The organism is Mesorhizobium sp. WSM4809, assembly GCF_055811655.1.
In genome coordinates this window covers 152,201-169,949 of record NZ_JBVVQW010000010.1, presented here as the reverse complement: position 1 = coordinate 169,949, position 17,749 = coordinate 152,201, and the positions used below count along the sequence as shown (strand labels likewise).

The window sequence follows — 17,749 nt, the reverse complement described above, 5'->3', positions numbered from 1 at the left end:
TAACCCGCTACTGCTGCGATGCCGCGATCAGGGTAGCGCAGAGGTGACCTTGACCTATTGTCCCAAGGTGTCATCAATACAATTGGATCGGTCCAGGCATGCATGGTCAATCGTTGATACCAAGTGTAGCGGCCATGTTGACGAGATCCGGTAGCGACTTGGCGTGCATCTTGCGCGTCATCTGTCCCCGATGCGCTTTGACCGTGATTTCGCTGATGCCGAGTTCGAAAGCGATCTGCTTATTCATCAGACCGGATACAACGAATGACAGAACCTGCTGCTCACGCCGGCTGAGTGAAGCGTGTCGCTGCCGCAGCACCTCTAGATTCGATTGCGATGAGAGCGCGGCCCTACTGCGCTCCAGTGCCTGCTCAATGGACGCCAGCATAACATCTTCACCGAACGGCTTGGTCAGGAATTCAGCGGCGCCGGCCTTCATCGCCTTAACGCTGGTGGGTATGTCGCCGTAGCCAGTGACAAAGATTATGGGGGTCTCGATTCGCTCGGCAGCAATGAGCTGCTGCAGGGCAAGCCCATTCAACTCGGGCAGATTAACGTCAAGGATAAGACAGTTAGGCACTGCCAAGCGAGGTCGAGCAAGAAACTCGGTGGGAGATGCGAATATCTCCGGCTGCCAGCCGGCGGAACCAATGAGCAATTCAAGGGATTCGCGAACTGAAATGTCGTCGTCAACCACGAACACGACAGGCGTCTCATTCGTCATTGGTGATGATCCGGCATGGTTCGGCGCGTAACCCAAATCCCTAAGCATTGCGTATCTCCAGTCGACAAATCTCGTAGTCGGTCGTGTTGTTCAAACGGATGGAATCGCCTTGGCCAGAGCCGTTTGCAGGGCGGCATCGCTGAATGGCTTGTAAAGGCAGTCCACGGCGCCATCGGCCATTAGGCCCTGCCTGACGAACTCATCGCGATGTGCGGTGATGAAAATGATCGGCACCGGTTGCCCCCTGTCGCGTAAGTTGCGCAGCAGCTCGGTTCCAGTCATGCCCGGCATCGCAATATCCAGTATCAAGCAACTCGTCCCGACCTCGTCGCCTGACGCTAGAAAGCGTTCGGCCGACGAGAACGCCTCGACACGATAGCCAAACTCCCTCAGAAGGTCAGGCAAGGACTCGCGTACGGATTCGTCGTCATCGACGATCGACACGAGTGGACCCTTTTCGTTCATCAAAACCTCACCGTGGTACACTGCTAGGTGGCCGTTCGGCATTGAGCGGCATCGCAAAAATCGCCGGCCACGGCCGGGATGGAAAGTGTGAACGTCGCGCCCGGCCCCTCGTTTGCTTCAGCCCAAAGTTTCCCGCCATGGCTCTCGACAATAGTCCGGCTGACCGACAGTCCGATGCCCATACCGTCACTTTTGGTAGAATAGAAAGCATCGAAGACTCGATCCGGATCGACGGTGCGAAATCCAACGCCCGAGTCGGATACCGAAAGGCGAACCGCGCCCTCTCCGCCAGCTGTGGTGGTCAGGACGACGTGTCGTGGCGCATTGTCGACACCTGCCACCGCGTCAGCAGAATTGCGCAGTAGGTTCATGACCACTTGCTGTAGTTGGACACGGTCACCTGAAACGGGCGGAAGCCCTTCGGCCAGTTCAGTCTTTAGACTGGCCCGGGCTCGTAGCAGATCGCTCCAGCAGATCGCGACGACTTCTCGCACCGCTTCGTTGAGGTCAACCTGCTCGACTTGGAAAACACGCTTGCCGAACAAGGCGCGCAAACGCGTGATCACGTCTGCCGCTCGGTTCCCGTCGCGGATTGTGCGGCGGGCGGTTTCCCGGGCACCCTCCAGGTTGGGAGGATTGGCAGCCAGCATCCTGAGCGACGTGCTGGCGTTGGTGACGATGCCTGAGAGCGGCTGGTTGACCTCATGCGCGATTGAGGCGGCCATCGCGCCAAGGCTTGTCACCCTGGTGACATGCGCAAGTTCCGACCGCAGCTCATCGCGGGCCTGTTCGGCCAGCCGCTTCTGTGTAACGTCTTGTACTGCTCCTATACATTCGGATCGACCGTTGTCGCTCTTTATCAGGCGACCTATCACCCTGAGATACTTGATGGCGCCATCGGGCATCCGTAGTCTAATGTCATACTCGGGATTGTCGCCACCATTGCGCACCACCGCCATTTTTCCCGCAAGAAGCGGGAGATCATCCGGATGAACACGGCTTTGAATCGCCTCGAATGTGATTTGCGCGCCCGCGTCAAACCCGAAGATACGGTGAAGTTCTTCGGAGAAGGTCAATTCGTCCGAATCCACCAGCCATGAGAAGGTACCTGAGAGGCTCATTCGCTGGCCCTCGGCCAATAACATCTGGCTGTGCTTTAACTTCTCCTCTGCACGTTTGCGATCGTCAATGTCGGTGAGGAGGCCGTACCAGCGAATGATCTCTCCCTGAGAATTGAAGAGGGGGAGTCCGCGAATCTGAAACCAGCGAAAGACGCCGTCAAAACGACGAAAGCGCGTTTCGAAGTCGTACGGTTCCCCCGAAGCGACAGATGCCATGAAACTCTCGATACAATGCTGCAGGTCGTCGGGGTGGGTGATCCCGTTTGTCGCCCATTTCATTACTTCTTCGAGGGGAAGGTTGAAGTACTCTAGAAGTTTCCTGTTACCGCCGTTTAGGACGCCCTCCGGTGTAAAGAGGCATATCATACCGTCGATGCTATCCATGGCGAGGCGCGCCTCGGCCTCGCTTGCGGCAAGAGCCTGCTCAATACGTTTCCGGTCCTCGATATCGGTTATGAAACCGTAAAATTTGATCACGTTCCAGTTTTTGTCGCGAACAGAACTGGAGCGAAACAGAAACCATCGATACGTTCCGTCATGGCGGCGTAGGCGGCCCTCCGCTTCCTGAGGGAGCCCTGTATCGATGCCGTCTCGCCAAATCTTGGCCAGTCCTTCGATGTCGTCCGGATGAACGGCGGCCAGCCAGCGCCAGCCGAGAAGCTCTTCCATCGGCATGCCCGTGAAGTTCAGGTAATGTTCATTCACAAAGTCCACCCAACCGTCTGGTTGGGCTGACCATGCAAGGGCTGGAATCGAATCTATTATGTTGCGAACATCGACTTCATTCGCTCGCGATGCCGCCTCCGCGCGCTTTTGGGCCTCGATGTCAGTGTTGACCCCGTACCATTTAACAATGTTTCCCGCATCGTCGAACAACGGCTCCATGCGGCACAGAAACCACCTGTAAGACCCGTCGAAGCGCAGTAGCCGCGCTTCGCATTCACCGCGTCGCGCGGCAGCCAGAGTCGCCGCCCAGGCAGACCTCAAAGCGTCGACATCATTCGGATGGACGGTAGCTATCCATCCACTGTCTCGGACCTGCTCAAGGCCAAGACCGACGTACTCCAGGTAGTGTCGGTTGAAAAATTCGGCCGCCCCGTCAGTCTTAGCTGACCAGACAAGGGCGGGTATCGTATCGATAATAGTCTGCAGGTTGTTTTCGCTTTTCCTCAATGACTCCTCGGCCCGCTTTCGGTCGTCGATGTCGATGAGCAGATGAAACCAGCGCAGGATATCCCCGCGAGGATTTCGTAATGGCAATCCTAGAACGTTGTACCACCGATAGACACCGTCGGCGCGTAGGTGGCGGCTCTCAACATCGTAGCTGTTCCCCCGAAGGTGAGCGTCGGTCTGCGCGGCGATCGTTCTCTCTAGGTCGTCTGGATGCACCACGTCCGACGCTTTCCAGCCCCTTAAATCTTCCAAAGTCTTCCCGAAATAGTCGAGGGTTGGCTGGTTCAGCCATTCGACAGCGCCTGTCGGCGACGTCACGGCGACTGGGATCGGGATGCTGTCCACGATGTGCTGAAAAGTAGTCGACTGCTCCACGGGGCCTTCTGCCACGGCCTGCCGTGTCTCCAGCTCCGTACCAACGCCGCACCATCTTTCGACTTGCCCCTCAGCATCAAATATCGGACTGCACCTGACCAGGAACCTGCGGTAGACACCGTCGAAGCGGCGCAGGCGAACCTCCAGTTCGGCCAGGTCTGCCGCCTCAGACATCGATTGCCACCGTTCGAGCAGCGAGGGCAGATCGTCAGGGTGGACGATCGACTTCCATTCACTGCCGTGAGCCTCGTCGAGGCCGAGACCGGTGTATTCGGCCCATTGTCGGTTGACGAAATCGATACGGCCGTCTCGCAATGCAGTCCAGACCAGTCCGGGCAGTGCATACAGAACGCGGCCTAGGTCCATCTTCATTGCCGTCCCTTCGCGAAAGTCGCGCGGGCCCGATTCTGCGCCAGGCGGGCTCTGACGTCCATCATGCCTTGGTGTTGGTTTTGCCACGGGATTCGCGCCCCCAGCCGCAGGCAATACAAAGGTATCGCCAATACGTTGGTGCAATCGCATTCCGGCTTCCGACGAGCGAAATGTTCCCCCATCGGCTTGAATGGGAAACAGAGGAGACCGCAATGCCAGCAAAATCGACAATGCCCAACCGACGCGAAGTCATTGCCACCACAGTTGCCTTGGGAGCGGTTTCCGTCCTTCCGAGTGCTTTGAAGGCGGCCGCGGCAGACACTTCAATCCGCAAATTTTCCCCCAATTTCCCGCAACACCAGCTTCACGATCTGCGCAACAGGGTCCGAGCGACCCGTTGGCCTGACAAGGAAACCGTCGCTGGCGACACGCAGGGCGTTCAGTTGGCCACAATCCAGAAATTGGCAGCTTACTGGGCGTCAGACTACGACTGGAGCCCAATGCAGGCGCGGCTCGACTCACTGCCACACTTCATTACGGCCATAGATGGGTTGGACATTCACTTCATCCATGTCCGGTCCAAGCACAAGGATGCCCTGCCCCTGATTGTCACGCATGGCTGGCCGGGTTCGATCATCGAGCAGTTGAAGATCATCGGGCCACTGACGGATCCAACAGCTTATGGAGGCAGCGCTTCGGACGCCTTCCACCTGGTCATTCCGTCGCTACCGGGCTACGGCTTCTCCGGCAAACCAACGGCACCGGGCTGGACGCCGACCCGCATCGCGAAGGCCTGGGCGGAGCTTATGCAACGGCTAGGGTACACGAAATACGTGGCGCAGGGCGGCGATTGGGGCAATGCGGTTACTGAAACGATGGCCCTTCAGCAGCCCCCCGGACTGTTGGGTATTCACACCAACATGGCAGCAACGGTTCCAGCCGAAATTTCGAAGGCGCTTGCCGCTGGGACCCCTCCCCCGGCAAGTTTGTCTGCTGACGAAAGGCGGGCATGGGACCAGCTCGACGACTTCTACAAAAACGGGCTTGGCTACGCGATTGAGATGAACAATCGTCCGCAGACGCTCTATGGCATTGCTGACTCGCCGGTGGGCCTCGCGGCATGGATGCTCGATCACGACATTCGCAGCTATGAACTGATAGCGCGTGTCTTCGACGGACAGACCGAAGGCCTGACACGTGACGACATCCTGGACAACGTCACACTCTATTGGCTGACCAACACCGCGATTTCGTCGGCGCGTCTCTACTGGGATAACGCACATTTCCCTGCAGGAGGATTTTTCGATCCTCGGGGCATCCAGATTCCCGTCGCAGTCAGCGCGTTTCCCGACGAGATTTACCAGGCTCCGCAGAGCTGGGCCGAGAAGGCTTATCCGAAGCTCATTCACTATAACCGGCTTCCTAAAGGCGGTCATTTCGCCGCCTGGGAACAGCCGGCGACCTTTAGCGCCGAGCTTCGGGCCGCATTCAAAACGCTACGCGAATCCATCTAACGCGAGCACAGGCGCCTCCCCCGCCTTCTCGCGAGTGCGCGGCCGGGTCCCTCCCCCCGCCCGGCCGCGCCAATGTCACTGGGACTTGGATGGAGAACACCGTGAACATGTCGACAAAAGGAACTGCGCTCGTCACAGGCGCGTCTGCGGGCATTGGGGCCGTCTATGCCGACCGGCTTGCACGCCGAGGCTACGATCTCGTTCTCGTGGCCCGCAACGACAAAAAGCTTGACGGCGTTGCGCGGCACATAGCTGGCGTCACTGGACGCACCGTAAAAACGATTGCGGCCGACTTAAACGACAAGGCTGACCGCGGCAAAGTTGAGACACTGCTTCGCGTTGAAAGCGGGATCTCCATGCTGGTCAACAATGCCGGCCTTGGAGCCGTCAGCTCCATACTGGAGACCGACGTGGACGCCATGGATGAGATGATAGAACTGAATGTTACAGCGCTTACCCGTCTGACCTACGCGGCGGCGCCGGCTTTTGTGGCACGTGGAGGCGGCGCAATCATCAACATCAGTTCGGCCATGGCCCTCTGGCCGGAGTTGCTCAACGGTGTCTACGGCGCAACGAAGGCCTATGTCACCGCCTTTACCCTTTCGCTGCACAAAGAGCTCGCGGACAAGAATATCGCCGTCCAGGCGGTGCTCCCAGGGGCGGTGGAGACCAACTTCTGGGATGTTGCAGGTGGTGATCTTTCCAACTACCCGGACGAACGGGTGATGCAGGCAGAAGACCTGGTCGACGCTGCACTGGCCGGCTTTGACCAGGGAGAGCTCATCACCATCCCGTCGCTCCCGGACCGGTCGGACTGGGATAGCTACGAAGCGGCACGCCAGAAGCTGATCCCGAACCTGTCCCGGAAAATGCCGGCGTCCCGTTACAGGGTTGCCGTCAATGCATAGCAGCACGGCTGGGATGCCCTGCGCGCGCCTTCGGAATCATACAAAGGAAAATCCTATGACCATTGCCCAAGTTGTCGACGGCAAAGCCGCACTGACCGCGACCAGCGATATGAAACTTGAAGTTGTCGTGATTCCCGTTTCGGATGTAGACCGCGCCAAGCGCTTCTATGCCCGACTCGGCTGGCGGCTCGACGCCGATTTCGCGGTTGGCGAGTCCTTCCGCGTTGTGCAATTCACGCCCCCGGGCTCTCCGGCTTCGGTGCACTTCGGCGAAGGGCTCACATCTGCCGAACCCGGCGCCGCAAGTACAACCTATCTCGTCGTTTCTGACATTGAGACCGCCCGCGCCGAGCTTTTAGCAAAGGGGGCTGAAGTCAGTGAGGTGTTCCACCGCGCCGGGCCAGGCCAACCACCTATCCAGGGGCGCGATCCCGAAGGACGTAGCTACGTCTCGTTCGCGACGTTCAGCGATCCCGATGGCAACAGCTGGCTGCTGCAGGAGATCACAAACCGGTTCCCCGGACGGATCGAGGCCGCAGCGACGAGCTTCGCCTCCGTGTCGGATTTGGCCGCCGCACTCGGCCGCGCTGCGGCGGCGCATGGCGAGCATGAGAAGCGCGACGGTGGCCGGCACGACGAGAACTGGCCGGACTGGTACGCCTCATACATGGTCGCCGAGGCATCAGGCAAAGAGCTGCCGCTTTAGCAGGGCGGCGGCGCGCTGCCGGCAATTTCGTCGGACCCAGGCATGTGATGGCGCATCCAAAGCGATGAGGAGAAGTCATGGCTACCGAAACCATTCCGCGTGAACCGGATCTGCGCGACCAAACCGTCGTCGTCATCGGCGGCAGCTCCGGCATCGGGCTGGAGACCGCCCGGCGCGCTCGCGCTGAGGGTGCCAGGGTCATCCTCACGGCACGCGACAGAGATCGCCTGGATGTGGCAGCACGTGAGACTGGCGCAGATGAAATCGCAGCCTTCGATGCCAACGATCCTTCCGCGCTGGAGGCGTTCTTCCGGGATTTGCCCGGGCCAGTCGACCATGTCATGGCGACGGCCGGCGCTCCCCACTACCGCTCACCGCTCGAACTTGCGCCCGATGAGGCGCGGCATGATCTCACCGAGCACCTGCTGCTCGCGATCAACGTCGCCCGCTGCGCCGCCGGCAAGGTCAGGCCGGCCGGATCGCTGATATTCATGGGCGGCACTGGCGCGCGTCGCCCGCGGCCAGGCCTGGCGATTGTCGCAGCAGTGACGGTCGCTTTTCCCGCCCTCATCGCCAATCTGGCGCTCGAGCTTGCACCCGTCCGCATCAACCTGATCGCCGCCGGCTTCGTCGATACGCCACTCTCGGCGTCCCTGCTCGGCGAAGACCTTGACATGCGTCGCGAAGAGCTTAGGGCGACCCTGCCGATCCGGCGTGTCGTCGGCCCGGTCGATGTCGCCGCACTTGCCGTTCACATCATGAGCAACACCGCGCTGAGGGTGCGACATACGACATCGACGGCGGTCAGCAACTTGTCTCCTAGCCAAGCCGAGCCTTCTGCTGATTTCTTATGTCTGATGTGCCTTGGCTAGTGCGCTTCGAAATTGGAACGCGCCGTTTGCGGACGCCAACACCACAAGCGGCAACAGCACCTTGGGACGATGTTCGCTTGGCCGGACCGATCGGGGAAGATGGCGTTGAACGCGACAGTATATCGATAACACCGCAGCGTAGGCGCGATAGCCGTCAAGCAGGCCGCATGCATAGATGCAAATGCCCATCCATAAAGCGAAGGCCATCAGCAGCGGATGATGACAACCTCGCAATCATCCGATGCAGATCGGCGAAGGCCAAGGAGCTGACAGGAAATCGGGCCACAGCACCGGGCTAATGTTTGGCGGATGCGCACACGGCCGGGGCCATTTCTTCATCCGAGGATCATGCCTGCGGCGGAAACCAAGATCCACAATCCGAACAGCGGAACCAGGATCCACCGCGCTTGGTTGACGCTGATTTCGTTCTTTGTTTTGACGATTGCTGCGACGCGTGAATTGCTCAGCCGTTGATCGCGCATGACACATCTCCTGTGTTGAATGCGCTAGTGATCGACTGACAGCAACCGCAAATCCATTGCACGATAGTGTCGGCAATACTTTTGTGTTGGTCTACGAAACAGCGTCTTCCCGCCTGACGATGAGGCACCACAGATTGTGCGTGCTGGCGCGGCCAGCCCGAATGTGCTCGCCGATCTGCTTGTAGCTTCCCGAAATCGGCCGGACATTCGACGCGGTCTTTGAGTCGATGATCACCACAACCTTAAGCAAGGTCACGGAACCGAAAACAGAGGGGGGCAATCGCAATCCTCTGCTTTTTCCTCATTCTTCATCGTGAATATCGACGCTTCCAGCCGATCCAGGGGCGTCAAGGGCAAGTTCTACGTTTCGCAGGAGTTCCCATGCTTCCTGCCCGCGGCGGACCTATGCTGGCATCGGCGCGCCACAGCCGATGCGCTTCGGCGCCTACACCTCGGCGGACCTTCGCGCGGCCCCGAAAGCGCAGATGGAAGGCGCGGGGCGTCGATCTGGCCGCAATGTCACCGACGCCTATCACTGGAGCACGTCTTCCTGAAGGCAAACGTCTTGTCGCGCTTCGTAGGGCAACCGGCCACCTACTGCGTGGCGGTCTCCGGGCGCCTCTGACAGGCCCCCAACGAGAGCGGCTCCAGGAATCGCGAAGACCGACACCATAGTCCTATGGACGCGGGCGGGTCGGGCTCTGCATTCTCGTCAACCGGGGACAGCACGAAAGTCAAGGATGGAGACGGATCAGACTCGCCTGCTGGACGCACTGCCAGGGATGATATGGACTGCCACGCCAGACGGATCCTGTGACTTCGTCAACCGACTTTGGCGCGAGTACACGGGAACTACGCTCGAGCTGGCGAACGCTTCCGGCTGGATCTCGCTCTTCCATCCGGATGACTTGGTAGTCGTTGAGGCGGCGTGGAAAGAAACCCTTAGCGTCACGGCGCCTGAGGAAATCAACGTGACGGCTCGGCTCCGCCGACACGATGGCGTCTATAGGCGATTCAACCTGCAGACCCGTCCGCTCAGAGACATGGCGGGAAACCTGATCGGTTGGTGCGGCGTGAACACCGATATCGAGGACCGCACGCGGGCCGAGGCGCAGTTGGCGGCGGAAAAGCGCCTGCTTGAGCTCGTCGCACGTGGTCTGCCGCTTCCTATCGTGCTTAACGAGCTTTGTCTTCTCGTTGAGGATCTCTCGTCTGGCTCCGTGTGCAGTATCCTCTACGTCGACCACGACAGGCAGCGATTCCAGGTTGCGGCGGGCCCAAACCTTCCGGCAGACTACAACGCCGCGCTAGAAGGCTTGAAGATCGACCCGGAGTACGGCCCCTGCTCGCTGGCGGTAGTATCTCGCGCGACCATTATCGCCGCCGACCCGCCGAGAGATCCTCGTTGGGCAGCGTCGCCATGGCCGCAACTCGTCACGGGTTTCGGCTTGGCATCGTGCTGGTCTGCCCCGATCTTCGACAGTCATAGAAACGTGCTGGGGATTTTCGCGATCTACAAGCATGTGTCGCAAGGCCCTACCTACCAGGATGAGGAACTGGTGGACCGCTTCGCGCGCATAGCCGGCATCGCCATCGAACGCGCCAGATCCGACCTCGCCCTGAAGGCCAGCGAGGCTAACCTCCGCCGGGCCAATCACTTCCTTGTAGGGGGGCAGCGGCTTAGCAAGACCGGCAGTTTTTCGCTGGATACTGATTCCCACCAGCAGGTGTGGTCGGAGGAGAATTATCGCATCTGGGAGTTCGACCCGGCCGTGCCCCCGACCATGGAGATGGTGGCCGCCGCCATCCACCCAGAGGATCGCGAGCAGATGCTGGAGGTCTTCGCCGCTGCCACGCAGGCGAAGGAAGGGTTAGATGTCGTCTATCGAATCGTCACGCCCGTGGGGGGCGTGAAGCACCTGCATACTGTGATGGAGATCATTTCCGAGATCTCCGACCGGGTGGTTTATCTCGGCACCTCGCAGGATATCACTGAGAGCAAGCTGGCCGAGGCTGCTTTGAAGGCGGGCGAAGCGGATCTCAAGCAGGTCAACCTGTATTTGACCGCGGCGCAAAGGCTCAGCAAGACGGGCAGCTTTACCTGGGGTGTTGAAACGGGCCACCTCGACTGGTCAGCCGAGTCTTACCGAATCTGGGGCATCGACCCATCGCTCCCTCCGGCAATGTCGATGGTCTTCAACGGGATCCACCCCGATGATCGGGAACGGGTCACGGCGGGCATGAGCGAGGCGGTGCAGGCAGGCGCCAACTTCGAGATGGTGCACCGCATTGTAACCCCTGCGGGTGTAGTCAAGCATATTCGCTCAGTTGCCACACGCATGCCGGAAACCACGGATGGGCCGGCCTATTTCGGTGCACTTCAGGACATCACCGAAGCCAAAGTTTCCGAAGAGGCGCTTAAGGCGAGTGAGGCCGGTCTGCGGAGAGCCAACCGCTACCTCAAGGCCGCGCAGACCCTCAGTCAGGTGGGCAGTTACACCTGGGATGTCGATTCCAACGAGCTTGACTGGTCAGACGAGAACTATCGGATCTGGGAAGTTGACCGGGCCGCCACGCCGACAGTAGACATCATCCTGAACGCGATCCATCCCGATGATCTAGATTTGGTCGTGAAGACCATCGATGATGCCCGCGGGTCTGGCGAGAACTTCGATGTTACCTACCGCATCGTCACGCCGGCAGGCGTCAAGCATATCCACACGGTTAGCACCCGGATTCCGGAGATCACCGATCGTCTCGTTTATATCGGCAGCAACCAAGACGTAACGAAAGACCGGCTCGCTGAAGCCGCCCTCAAGGCGAGTGAGGCCAAGCTCGCGAGGGCCAACCGCTACCTGAAGACCGCTCAGTCGCTCAGCCAGATCGGTAGCTTCACGTGGGATCTGGAATCCGATGACATAGACTGGTCAGACGAAAACTATCGGATCTGGGGCGTTGATCCGGAGCAGCCTCCGACGATAGACACGATTTTCAACGGCATTCATCCCGAGGACCTGCCCCGGGTTGCGCAAGTCATTGCCGACGGTAAGCGTCTCGGGGCCGACTTCGACGTCTTTTATCGGATCGTCACGCCAGCCGGCGAGACCAAGTATGTTCATACCGTCAGTAAGCGCATCCCGGAAATTACCGATCGCATCCTCTACCTGGGCAGCACGCAAGACGTCACCGTCAGCAAACTGGCGGAAGACGAACTGGCACGGACCAACACTTACCTTACCGCGGCCCAACGTTTGAGCCAAACCGGGAGCTTTACCTGGGACGTCCACGCTGATGAGCACAATTGGTCTGAGGTCATTTACAAAGTGTTTGGGTTCGAGCCTGGTTGCAAGGTCACGATGGACATGATGATGAGGGCAATTCATCCGGACGACCTGGCTCAGGTCGAGGCCCTGATCGGCGGCGCGCAAATAGGCGAAAACTTCGAGCTCGAATTCCGTGTGATCAACACCGATGGGGGTATCCGCCACGCTCAAGTGGTCGGCCATCGGATCGACCAGATTCCCGATCGCCCGGTGTTCATGGGCGCGCTGCAGGATATCACCGCCAGAAAGCTTGCCGAAGACGACCTCAATCGGGCGCGTGAGGACTTGGCTCATGTTGCGCGCGTGACGGCGCTCAGCACGCTCACCGCATCCATAGCCCACGAGGTCAGCCAACCACTGGCTGGTATCATCACCAATTCAAGCACCTGCCTGCGCCTGCTCGCGACCGAGCCGCCTGACGTGGCGGGAGCCTTGACGATTACCCAGCGCACTCTCCGTGACGGCAACCGCGCATCGGAAGTGATCAAGCGCCTGCGCTCGCTCTACGCTCGTCGCGCCCCGACCCTTGAACCAATCGACCTGCAGGAGATTGCCCGCGAAGTTCTTGCCCTCCTCGCAAGCGAACTACAGCGTCGCCGTGTGATCGTGCGAACGACCTTTGCAGGAGACCTGCCCCACGCGGCCGCGGACCGAGTCCAGATCCAACAGGTTATTCTGAACCTCGTCCTGAATGCCGCTGAGGCCATGAGCGAGGTCACGGACCGGGTCCGAATGCTTCGGATCGCGACCCGGTGCGAACCCGATGGCAATATTTCGCTTGAAGTCCGCGATTCCGGACACGGCATCAACCCACAGGAGACCGAAAAGCTGTTCCAGGCGTTCCAGACGACCAAGCCCGATGGCATGGGCATAGGGCTGTCTATCAGTCGCTCGATCATCCAGGCCCACGGGGGCAGCCTCACGGCGGTACCCAACCGGAACGAGCCTGGAGCGACGTTCACATTCTCCCTGCCGTGCAATGCCGTAGAGGTTGCAGGTCTCAATTCAAGGCAAGCGTAATGATGCACAGTAATCTGGTCTGCGTGGTGGACGACGACGAATCCGTTCGTGAGTCCCTTCCTGACCTCCTGAATTCCTACGGGTTCGTCACGCGCCCCTTCGAGTCGGCGGAAGCTTTTCTCGCTTGCGAAGGACTGACGTCGACTGGTTGTCTGGTTCTTGACGTCTCGATGCCGGGGATGACAGGCCCCGAATTGCAGATTCAGCTTCTGAACCGGCAGATCGACGTAGGCATTGTTTTCATATCGGCCTACGCCGATGCAATGTTGGAAGCGCAAGTGCTCGAGCGCGGCGCGGTGGCTTTTCTGCTCAAACCTTTTACGGAGGCGGCGATCGTAAAGGCCGTGGAAGCTGCGCTAGGAAGGCGATGAGGGTTCTGCATGCAAAAGCCGTTCAACGCGACGAAGGCCCCTCACCCGCCCTCCGCCAAAGGAGTATCCCCGGCCTGACACCGGTTGAACGGTCCATGCCGTCGACGATGACATCTCTGTTCGCGAGTCCCTAGAAGGCCTCATCTATGGCCCCCGCCTTCAACGCGCGGACGGTCATCGGGAGAGCGCCGAAGCCGCTGATGAAAATGATCGGCATCTCCAGACATTCGTCGGCGATCATCAGCCATCCCTAACGCGAGGTCATCGACTTGTTGTCACCGGCCTGCTCAACAAGCAGGTGGGCGGCGATTTGGGAGGCATCAGCGAGATCACGGTGAAGGCGCACCGCGGCCGCGTGATGTCTCTGGCCGACCAAGTGCGGATGAGAGCGCCTGCGACTGCATCCGACGGCCACCCTCCCAAAGCCTGCTGATACCTTGGTTCAATAGCGCCGCTACTGCGCATCGGGTCTCGTTCCTGCAGCCCTCGGGCGATCATCGCCCGAGGCGCCGGAGCCCTTAGCCATGACACTGCAATTCCACTTCACGCCTACAGCGCACCCCAAGCTACCGCTGCATTTGGTGGAGGAAATCGGCCACCGGGTCACGAACGAGTACGCAGAAGCGATTGCAGGCCTCGCGCTGGCGATAGCCGCCGACGGACGGTCAGACGTGCGGAGGGTGCTGAAGCAGGCCGCTGACCGGCTCCGCGCACACGCCGAGGCGCATCGGGCGCTGCTACCCCCTGTCGAAGGCCAGGTAAACCTGGCCGAATATCTCGGACGCGTCTGCGTCACCTTTACAAGGGCGACCCTTGCTGATTGCGGCGTTCACCTATCAGTGGATTCCGACGATATCTGGCTGTCGGCAGACCGAGCGTGGCGGATAGGGCTGACTGTTGCCGAGCTGATCCGCAACGCGGCGCGGCACGGGCTGCGCGGCCGGGCCGGCAGTATTGCCGTCAGGGTGGCGCAGGCGGGCGATGACGTGATCTGCGCCGTCGGCGACGACGGCCGCTGCGACGAGAACGTCGCGCCGGGACGCGGAGTCTCGGTAGCGCGCGCCTTGGCCAACGACTTGGGCGGCTCGATCGAATGGTGGTTCACTGAGCGCGGATGCCTTGCACGCCTACGAGCCCCAGCGGAGGCGCGAGCGGCGTGCTAGACCTTCGCCGCCGCCTCGGCCTTGCGTTGCCGATCATTCAAGCGCCGATGGCGGGAACTTCACGCCTAGGTTAGCGGCGGGGGTTTACGAACTCGGGAGGGCTCGGTTCGATCGCCATAGGGGCTGTGAGCGCCGCCCTGGCCCGAAGGATGATCACTGGGACACGGGACGCCATCGCCGGTCCCTTAAACGTGAATGTCTTCTGCCACCGCCCGGCCCGAGCCGAGCCGGCTCGCAATGTCGCCTGGCTGCAGGCCTTGGCGTCCGAATTCGCGCGCTACGGGACCTGTCCCACTCCCAGCTAGCCGAGATCTACACCAGCTTCGTTGCCGATTGCGCTAGAGGACGCGCGTCCGGCAGTCGTCAGCTTCACTTTGGTTTACCGGGGGCGGGCATCGTACAGTGACGTCGCTCACCGAAGGCGAGACGGCAATCGCCGCTGGTGTCGACGCCCTTGTCCGCCGCTTCGGCTCTGCAAAAAGTGGTATAGATTTAGTTGTTGCCCCAGATTCCCCGATTGAAATCTGGCCAGGATTCATTGGTCGAAGGCACAGTCGTCGTATTAGGATCGACAATCACATGCTTGCCCGTGGCGGGCTTGTGTACATGCTTGCCCGTGGCGGGCTTGTGGATTGAGGCGGTAACGCCGTGGTCGATACCGAAAGGCGACCGCAGTTTGTTGACATTCTCCGAGCCGTAGTGGTCGCTGCCGGCAAAGGCAGTAACGGTGGCAAGAAGAATGGCGGCGGCAATTAGAGTGATCCTGTTCATTTCAAATACTCCTGGGTCCTCAGGGGATCCGTCCGTCAATGACGCAACTGGGAGAAGGTCATCATCACTCGGACCACCAAAAGGTAGCCATTCGCTGCAGCCATTTGCACTATACGATGGTGTTGCAATCATATCGGCGCCTGAACATACTCATTGAGCAGTATGAACAGGCCGCGAGCGACTTCACTCCATGGCCCATGCACAACGAGCACGGTTCCAAAGTACGCAAAGACAGCGTCAGCCATTTCTGCACCGAGACGTAGCGGCTGTATCTAAGGAACACTTGCAGGACGACGGATATCGCGGCGAACATGTGATGTAGGCGAGATGTGGCCGGCCAATGATCAATTTAGGGCGTCGCCCATGGCGCCGAGGTCAGCGCCGATGTTGATGATGTTGGCGATGAGGAGTAAAATGACGGCCGACTGGAGCAGCCAGTTCGGGTAATACCGGCGCATGTTTCCGGCAATCCCTTGGCCGGTGGTGCGGCCAATCCCGGCGCTGATTTCCTGCACCACGGACATAAGCGGATAGCTGAAAAGTAACGTCCAAGTCAGGCCGAAGCCGAACTGCGCGCCCGCCTGGGAATACGTGGCAATGCCGCTGGGATCGTCGTCCGACGCGCCCGTGATCAGGCCAGGTCCCAAGGCGCCGAGTAGCCGGGGCTTAGAGGGGCCAACAACGGATTGTTCTTTTGCATGCTGACAGCCTCCCTTCGCTGCGAGCGAGGTAACTTGTCGGCAGGGCAAAAGCTCCGTCATCCAGAAAATTATTCTGCACAGGCGCCCTGCGCCAACGATGGGAGTGTTCGCGTTGTCGCGGAACAAGTCTCGGCGTGAAAGGTCGTGGCCGCATCAAGCCAGACGTTGCGAACAGCCAATTGCCGCTCCTCACTTGCCGCTCATCAGTCCATCAAGGATGCGCCTGGCCGGGAGCTCGGGCCAGGCAGAAGTGCGGCGCTGCGATTGATTTTGCCGCCAACGACCGGCCTCTAGTATCCGACTCGAAATCGCTTCCTGCTGCTGGCGCAGATGATCGCTCAGCAGCTTGTTGCGCGTTATGTACCCTGCGTTGACACCGGGGATCGAGTGATTCATCAGAAGGTGAACATCCAGTTCCGCAACGCCTGCGGCCTGCGCGATTGTGCGGAAAGTCTGCCGCAGGTCATTGCCCCACTTCGACAAATCATCGCGCTTCTCCTTGTGCTCGGCCATGTGACCGCTTCCGCTGTCGGCCGGGAAGAGCCAGTCACGCGATTGCTCGCTGTAGAGAGCCCGGCCAAGCCGCATCACCCGAACCAGACAGCGGATCATGGCTCTCGAAAGCGGTATGTCGAAGGCCTTGACCTCACCACCCTTTGGCCTTGGTATGTGCAGGACTCGCGCGCGGAAATCGACATGCTCGACCCTTGCCTTTCTGATTGCCTCAGGTCGATGGCCCGAAAGCAGCATGAACAGATGGAACTCACGTCGGACGGGGTTCTTTAAAGCAGCGAGTTGGCTGAACCACCCGTTCAGATCCGACAGGCCAAGCGCGGAGTTGCGCCGGTGTTCGGCATTCCAGTCTATGGCTGATACCGGGTTGTCGGCAGGCAAAGAGCGGGCGGCCTTTCGCGCATGATTGTAGACGGCGCGCAACGTTCGCATGCAGCCATTGGCGATGTATGCGCCGTTTTGCTTGGTTAGTTTCTCGTGCCGTGTCGTTACCAAGGCAGGATCGTAGCCGAACTTGGACAGAGGTTCGTCAAGCCAGTCAGCCAACAGCCGCTCGACATGATCGCGGTAGTTGTTGATCGTCCCTTCGCTCCTGTCCTTCTTCTTCATATGCCCGTCACGGTAGCGCGCCCAGGCAATGCGCAGCGTGGGGTTCCCTATCGACGGCAAATCGGCGGCGGCGGCATCAGCCTCCAGCTTTAGCCTCGATGGGCGGGGATCCACGCCGTTGGCGATCTTCCCGAGAATGACCTTTGCCTTCGCCCGCGCCGCTCGTGTCGTGAGCTCTCCAACTTCAGCTACCTTCATGCGGACGGAAAGGCGCTTTCCCGCCTTCCTCCGCTCACCCTGGACAACGAATGTTTTTCGCCGTTTGCCGACAAGCACCATGAAACCCGGCAGATCGGTATCGCGGGCAAAATACTGCCCTGAGGCCGCAGTCTGAAGCATTGCGACGGCACGGTCGTTGAGGGAGAGACGAAGGTCGGTCATGACAATTAGTACGGTATTAGTACGGCGATTGCGCTACGTTCGATCTGTTGGTATGCCTACGCTACGATAGGCGCGCAGCACGAAAAACGCAACAGCCTTAACGCCTTAGGGGCATCAATCGTACGGCGGCGTGCAAAGAGAAACAACAGAAAAGGCCGTCTGACAAATTCCTAATCTGTAGGTCA

Annotated in this window: 13 protein-coding genes and 2 pseudogenes; 8 read left to right on the top strand and 7 right to left on the bottom strand. The window is 59.8% G+C overall.

The features are described 5' to 3' along the window. Positions 1-106: 106 nt before the first annotated feature. The 3 genes from AC0L24_RS23345 to AC0L24_RS23335 form a co-directional block, all read right to left on the bottom strand. Entirely contained in the window at positions 107-724 is a 618-nt protein-coding gene (locus AC0L24_RS23345; RefSeq protein WP_473564177.1) for a response regulator transcription factor, read from the bottom strand. Positions 725-814: 90 nt separating this feature from the next. Beyond that, entirely contained in the window at positions 815-1,189 is a 375-nt protein-coding gene (locus tag AC0L24_RS23340; RefSeq protein WP_127809125.1) for a response regulator transcription factor, read from the bottom strand. A gap of 23 nt (positions 1,190-1,212) precedes the next feature. Next, positions 1,213-4,230 carry a PAS domain-containing protein gene (locus AC0L24_RS23335; protein WP_127809124.1) on the bottom strand — a complete coding sequence of 1,006 codons (3,018 nt, stop codon included), beginning with the start codon at positions 4,228-4,230 and terminating at the stop codon, positions 1,213-1,215. Between the two features lie 230 nt (positions 4,231-4,460). Between AC0L24_RS23335 and AC0L24_RS23330 the strand changes: the two genes are divergently transcribed. From AC0L24_RS23330 to AC0L24_RS23315, 4 genes are all read left to right on the top strand, one after another. Further along, entirely contained in the window at positions 4,461-5,744 is a 1,284-nt protein-coding gene (locus tag AC0L24_RS23330; protein ID WP_127811331.1) for an epoxide hydrolase family protein, read from the top strand. Positions 5,745-5,845: 101 nt separating this feature from the next. After that, entirely contained in the window at positions 5,846-6,652 is an 807-nt protein-coding gene (locus AC0L24_RS23325) for an SDR family NAD(P)-dependent oxidoreductase (RefSeq protein WP_127809123.1), read from the top strand. A 55-nt stretch (positions 6,653-6,707) separates the two neighbouring features. Then, positions 6,708-7,358 (top strand): VOC family protein, encoded by a 651-nt coding sequence (locus AC0L24_RS23320; RefSeq protein ID WP_245481864.1) that lies wholly within the window; start codon positions 6,708-6,710, stop codon positions 7,356-7,358. A gap of 77 nt (positions 7,359-7,435) precedes the next feature. After that, positions 7,436-8,230, top strand: coding sequence for an SDR family oxidoreductase (locus tag AC0L24_RS23315; protein WP_473564176.1), 795 nt, complete (start codon positions 7,436-7,438; stop codon positions 8,228-8,230). 335 nt (positions 8,231-8,565) lie between these two features. Here the strand turns inward: AC0L24_RS23315 and AC0L24_RS23310 are convergent, their stop codons facing one another. Further along, positions 8,566-8,712 (bottom strand): hypothetical protein, encoded by a 147-nt coding sequence (locus AC0L24_RS23310; RefSeq protein ID WP_023812705.1) that lies wholly within the window; start codon positions 8,710-8,712, stop codon positions 8,566-8,568. Between the two features lie 740 nt (positions 8,713-9,452). On the opposite strand from AC0L24_RS23310, the gene AC0L24_RS23305 reads away from it, so the two are divergent. The 4 genes and pseudogenes from AC0L24_RS23305 (at position 9,453) to AC0L24_RS23290 (ending at position 14,589) form a co-directional block, all read left to right on the top strand. Then, entirely contained in the window at positions 9,453-13,055 is a 3,603-nt protein-coding gene (locus tag AC0L24_RS23305; RefSeq protein ID WP_473564175.1) for a PAS domain-containing protein, read from the top strand. Next, positions 13,055-13,426, top strand: a complete 372-nt coding sequence (locus tag AC0L24_RS23300) for a response regulator (RefSeq protein WP_127809121.1) — start codon at positions 13,055-13,057, stop codon at positions 13,424-13,426. Before AC0L24_RS23305 ends, AC0L24_RS23300 begins: the two co-directional genes overlap by 1 nt. A 277-nt stretch (positions 13,427-13,703) precedes the next feature. Continuing rightward, positions 13,704-13,859: pseudogene (locus AC0L24_RS23295) on the top strand (DNA-binding response regulator); the annotation flags it as partial. A gap of 91 nt (positions 13,860-13,950) precedes the next feature. Continuing rightward, the gene (locus AC0L24_RS23290; RefSeq protein ID WP_127809120.1) at positions 13,951-14,589 is read left to right on the top strand and encodes an ATP-binding protein; all 639 of its coding nucleotides are present in this window, start codon (positions 13,951-13,953) and stop codon (positions 14,587-14,589) included. Positions 14,590-15,081: 492 nt separating this feature from the next. Here AC0L24_RS23290 and AC0L24_RS23285 read toward each other — a convergent pair whose 3' ends face one another. The 3 genes and pseudogenes from AC0L24_RS23285 to AC0L24_RS23275 form a co-directional block, all read right to left on the bottom strand. Continuing rightward, the gene (locus AC0L24_RS23285) at positions 15,082-15,360 is read right to left on the bottom strand and encodes a DUF680 domain-containing protein (protein WP_127809119.1); all 279 of its coding nucleotides are present in this window, start codon (positions 15,358-15,360) and stop codon (positions 15,082-15,084) included. Between the two features lie 176 nt (positions 15,361-15,536). After that, positions 15,537-16,121, bottom strand: a pseudogene (locus tag AC0L24_RS23280) (NRAMP family divalent metal transporter); the annotation flags it as partial. 129 nt (positions 16,122-16,250) lie between these two features. Continuing rightward, positions 16,251-17,564 carry a tyrosine-type recombinase/integrase gene (locus AC0L24_RS23275; protein ID WP_127809118.1) on the bottom strand — a complete coding sequence of 438 codons (1,314 nt, stop codon included), beginning with the start codon at positions 17,562-17,564 and terminating at the stop codon, positions 16,251-16,253. Between the last annotated feature and the right edge of the window lie 185 nt (positions 17,565-17,749).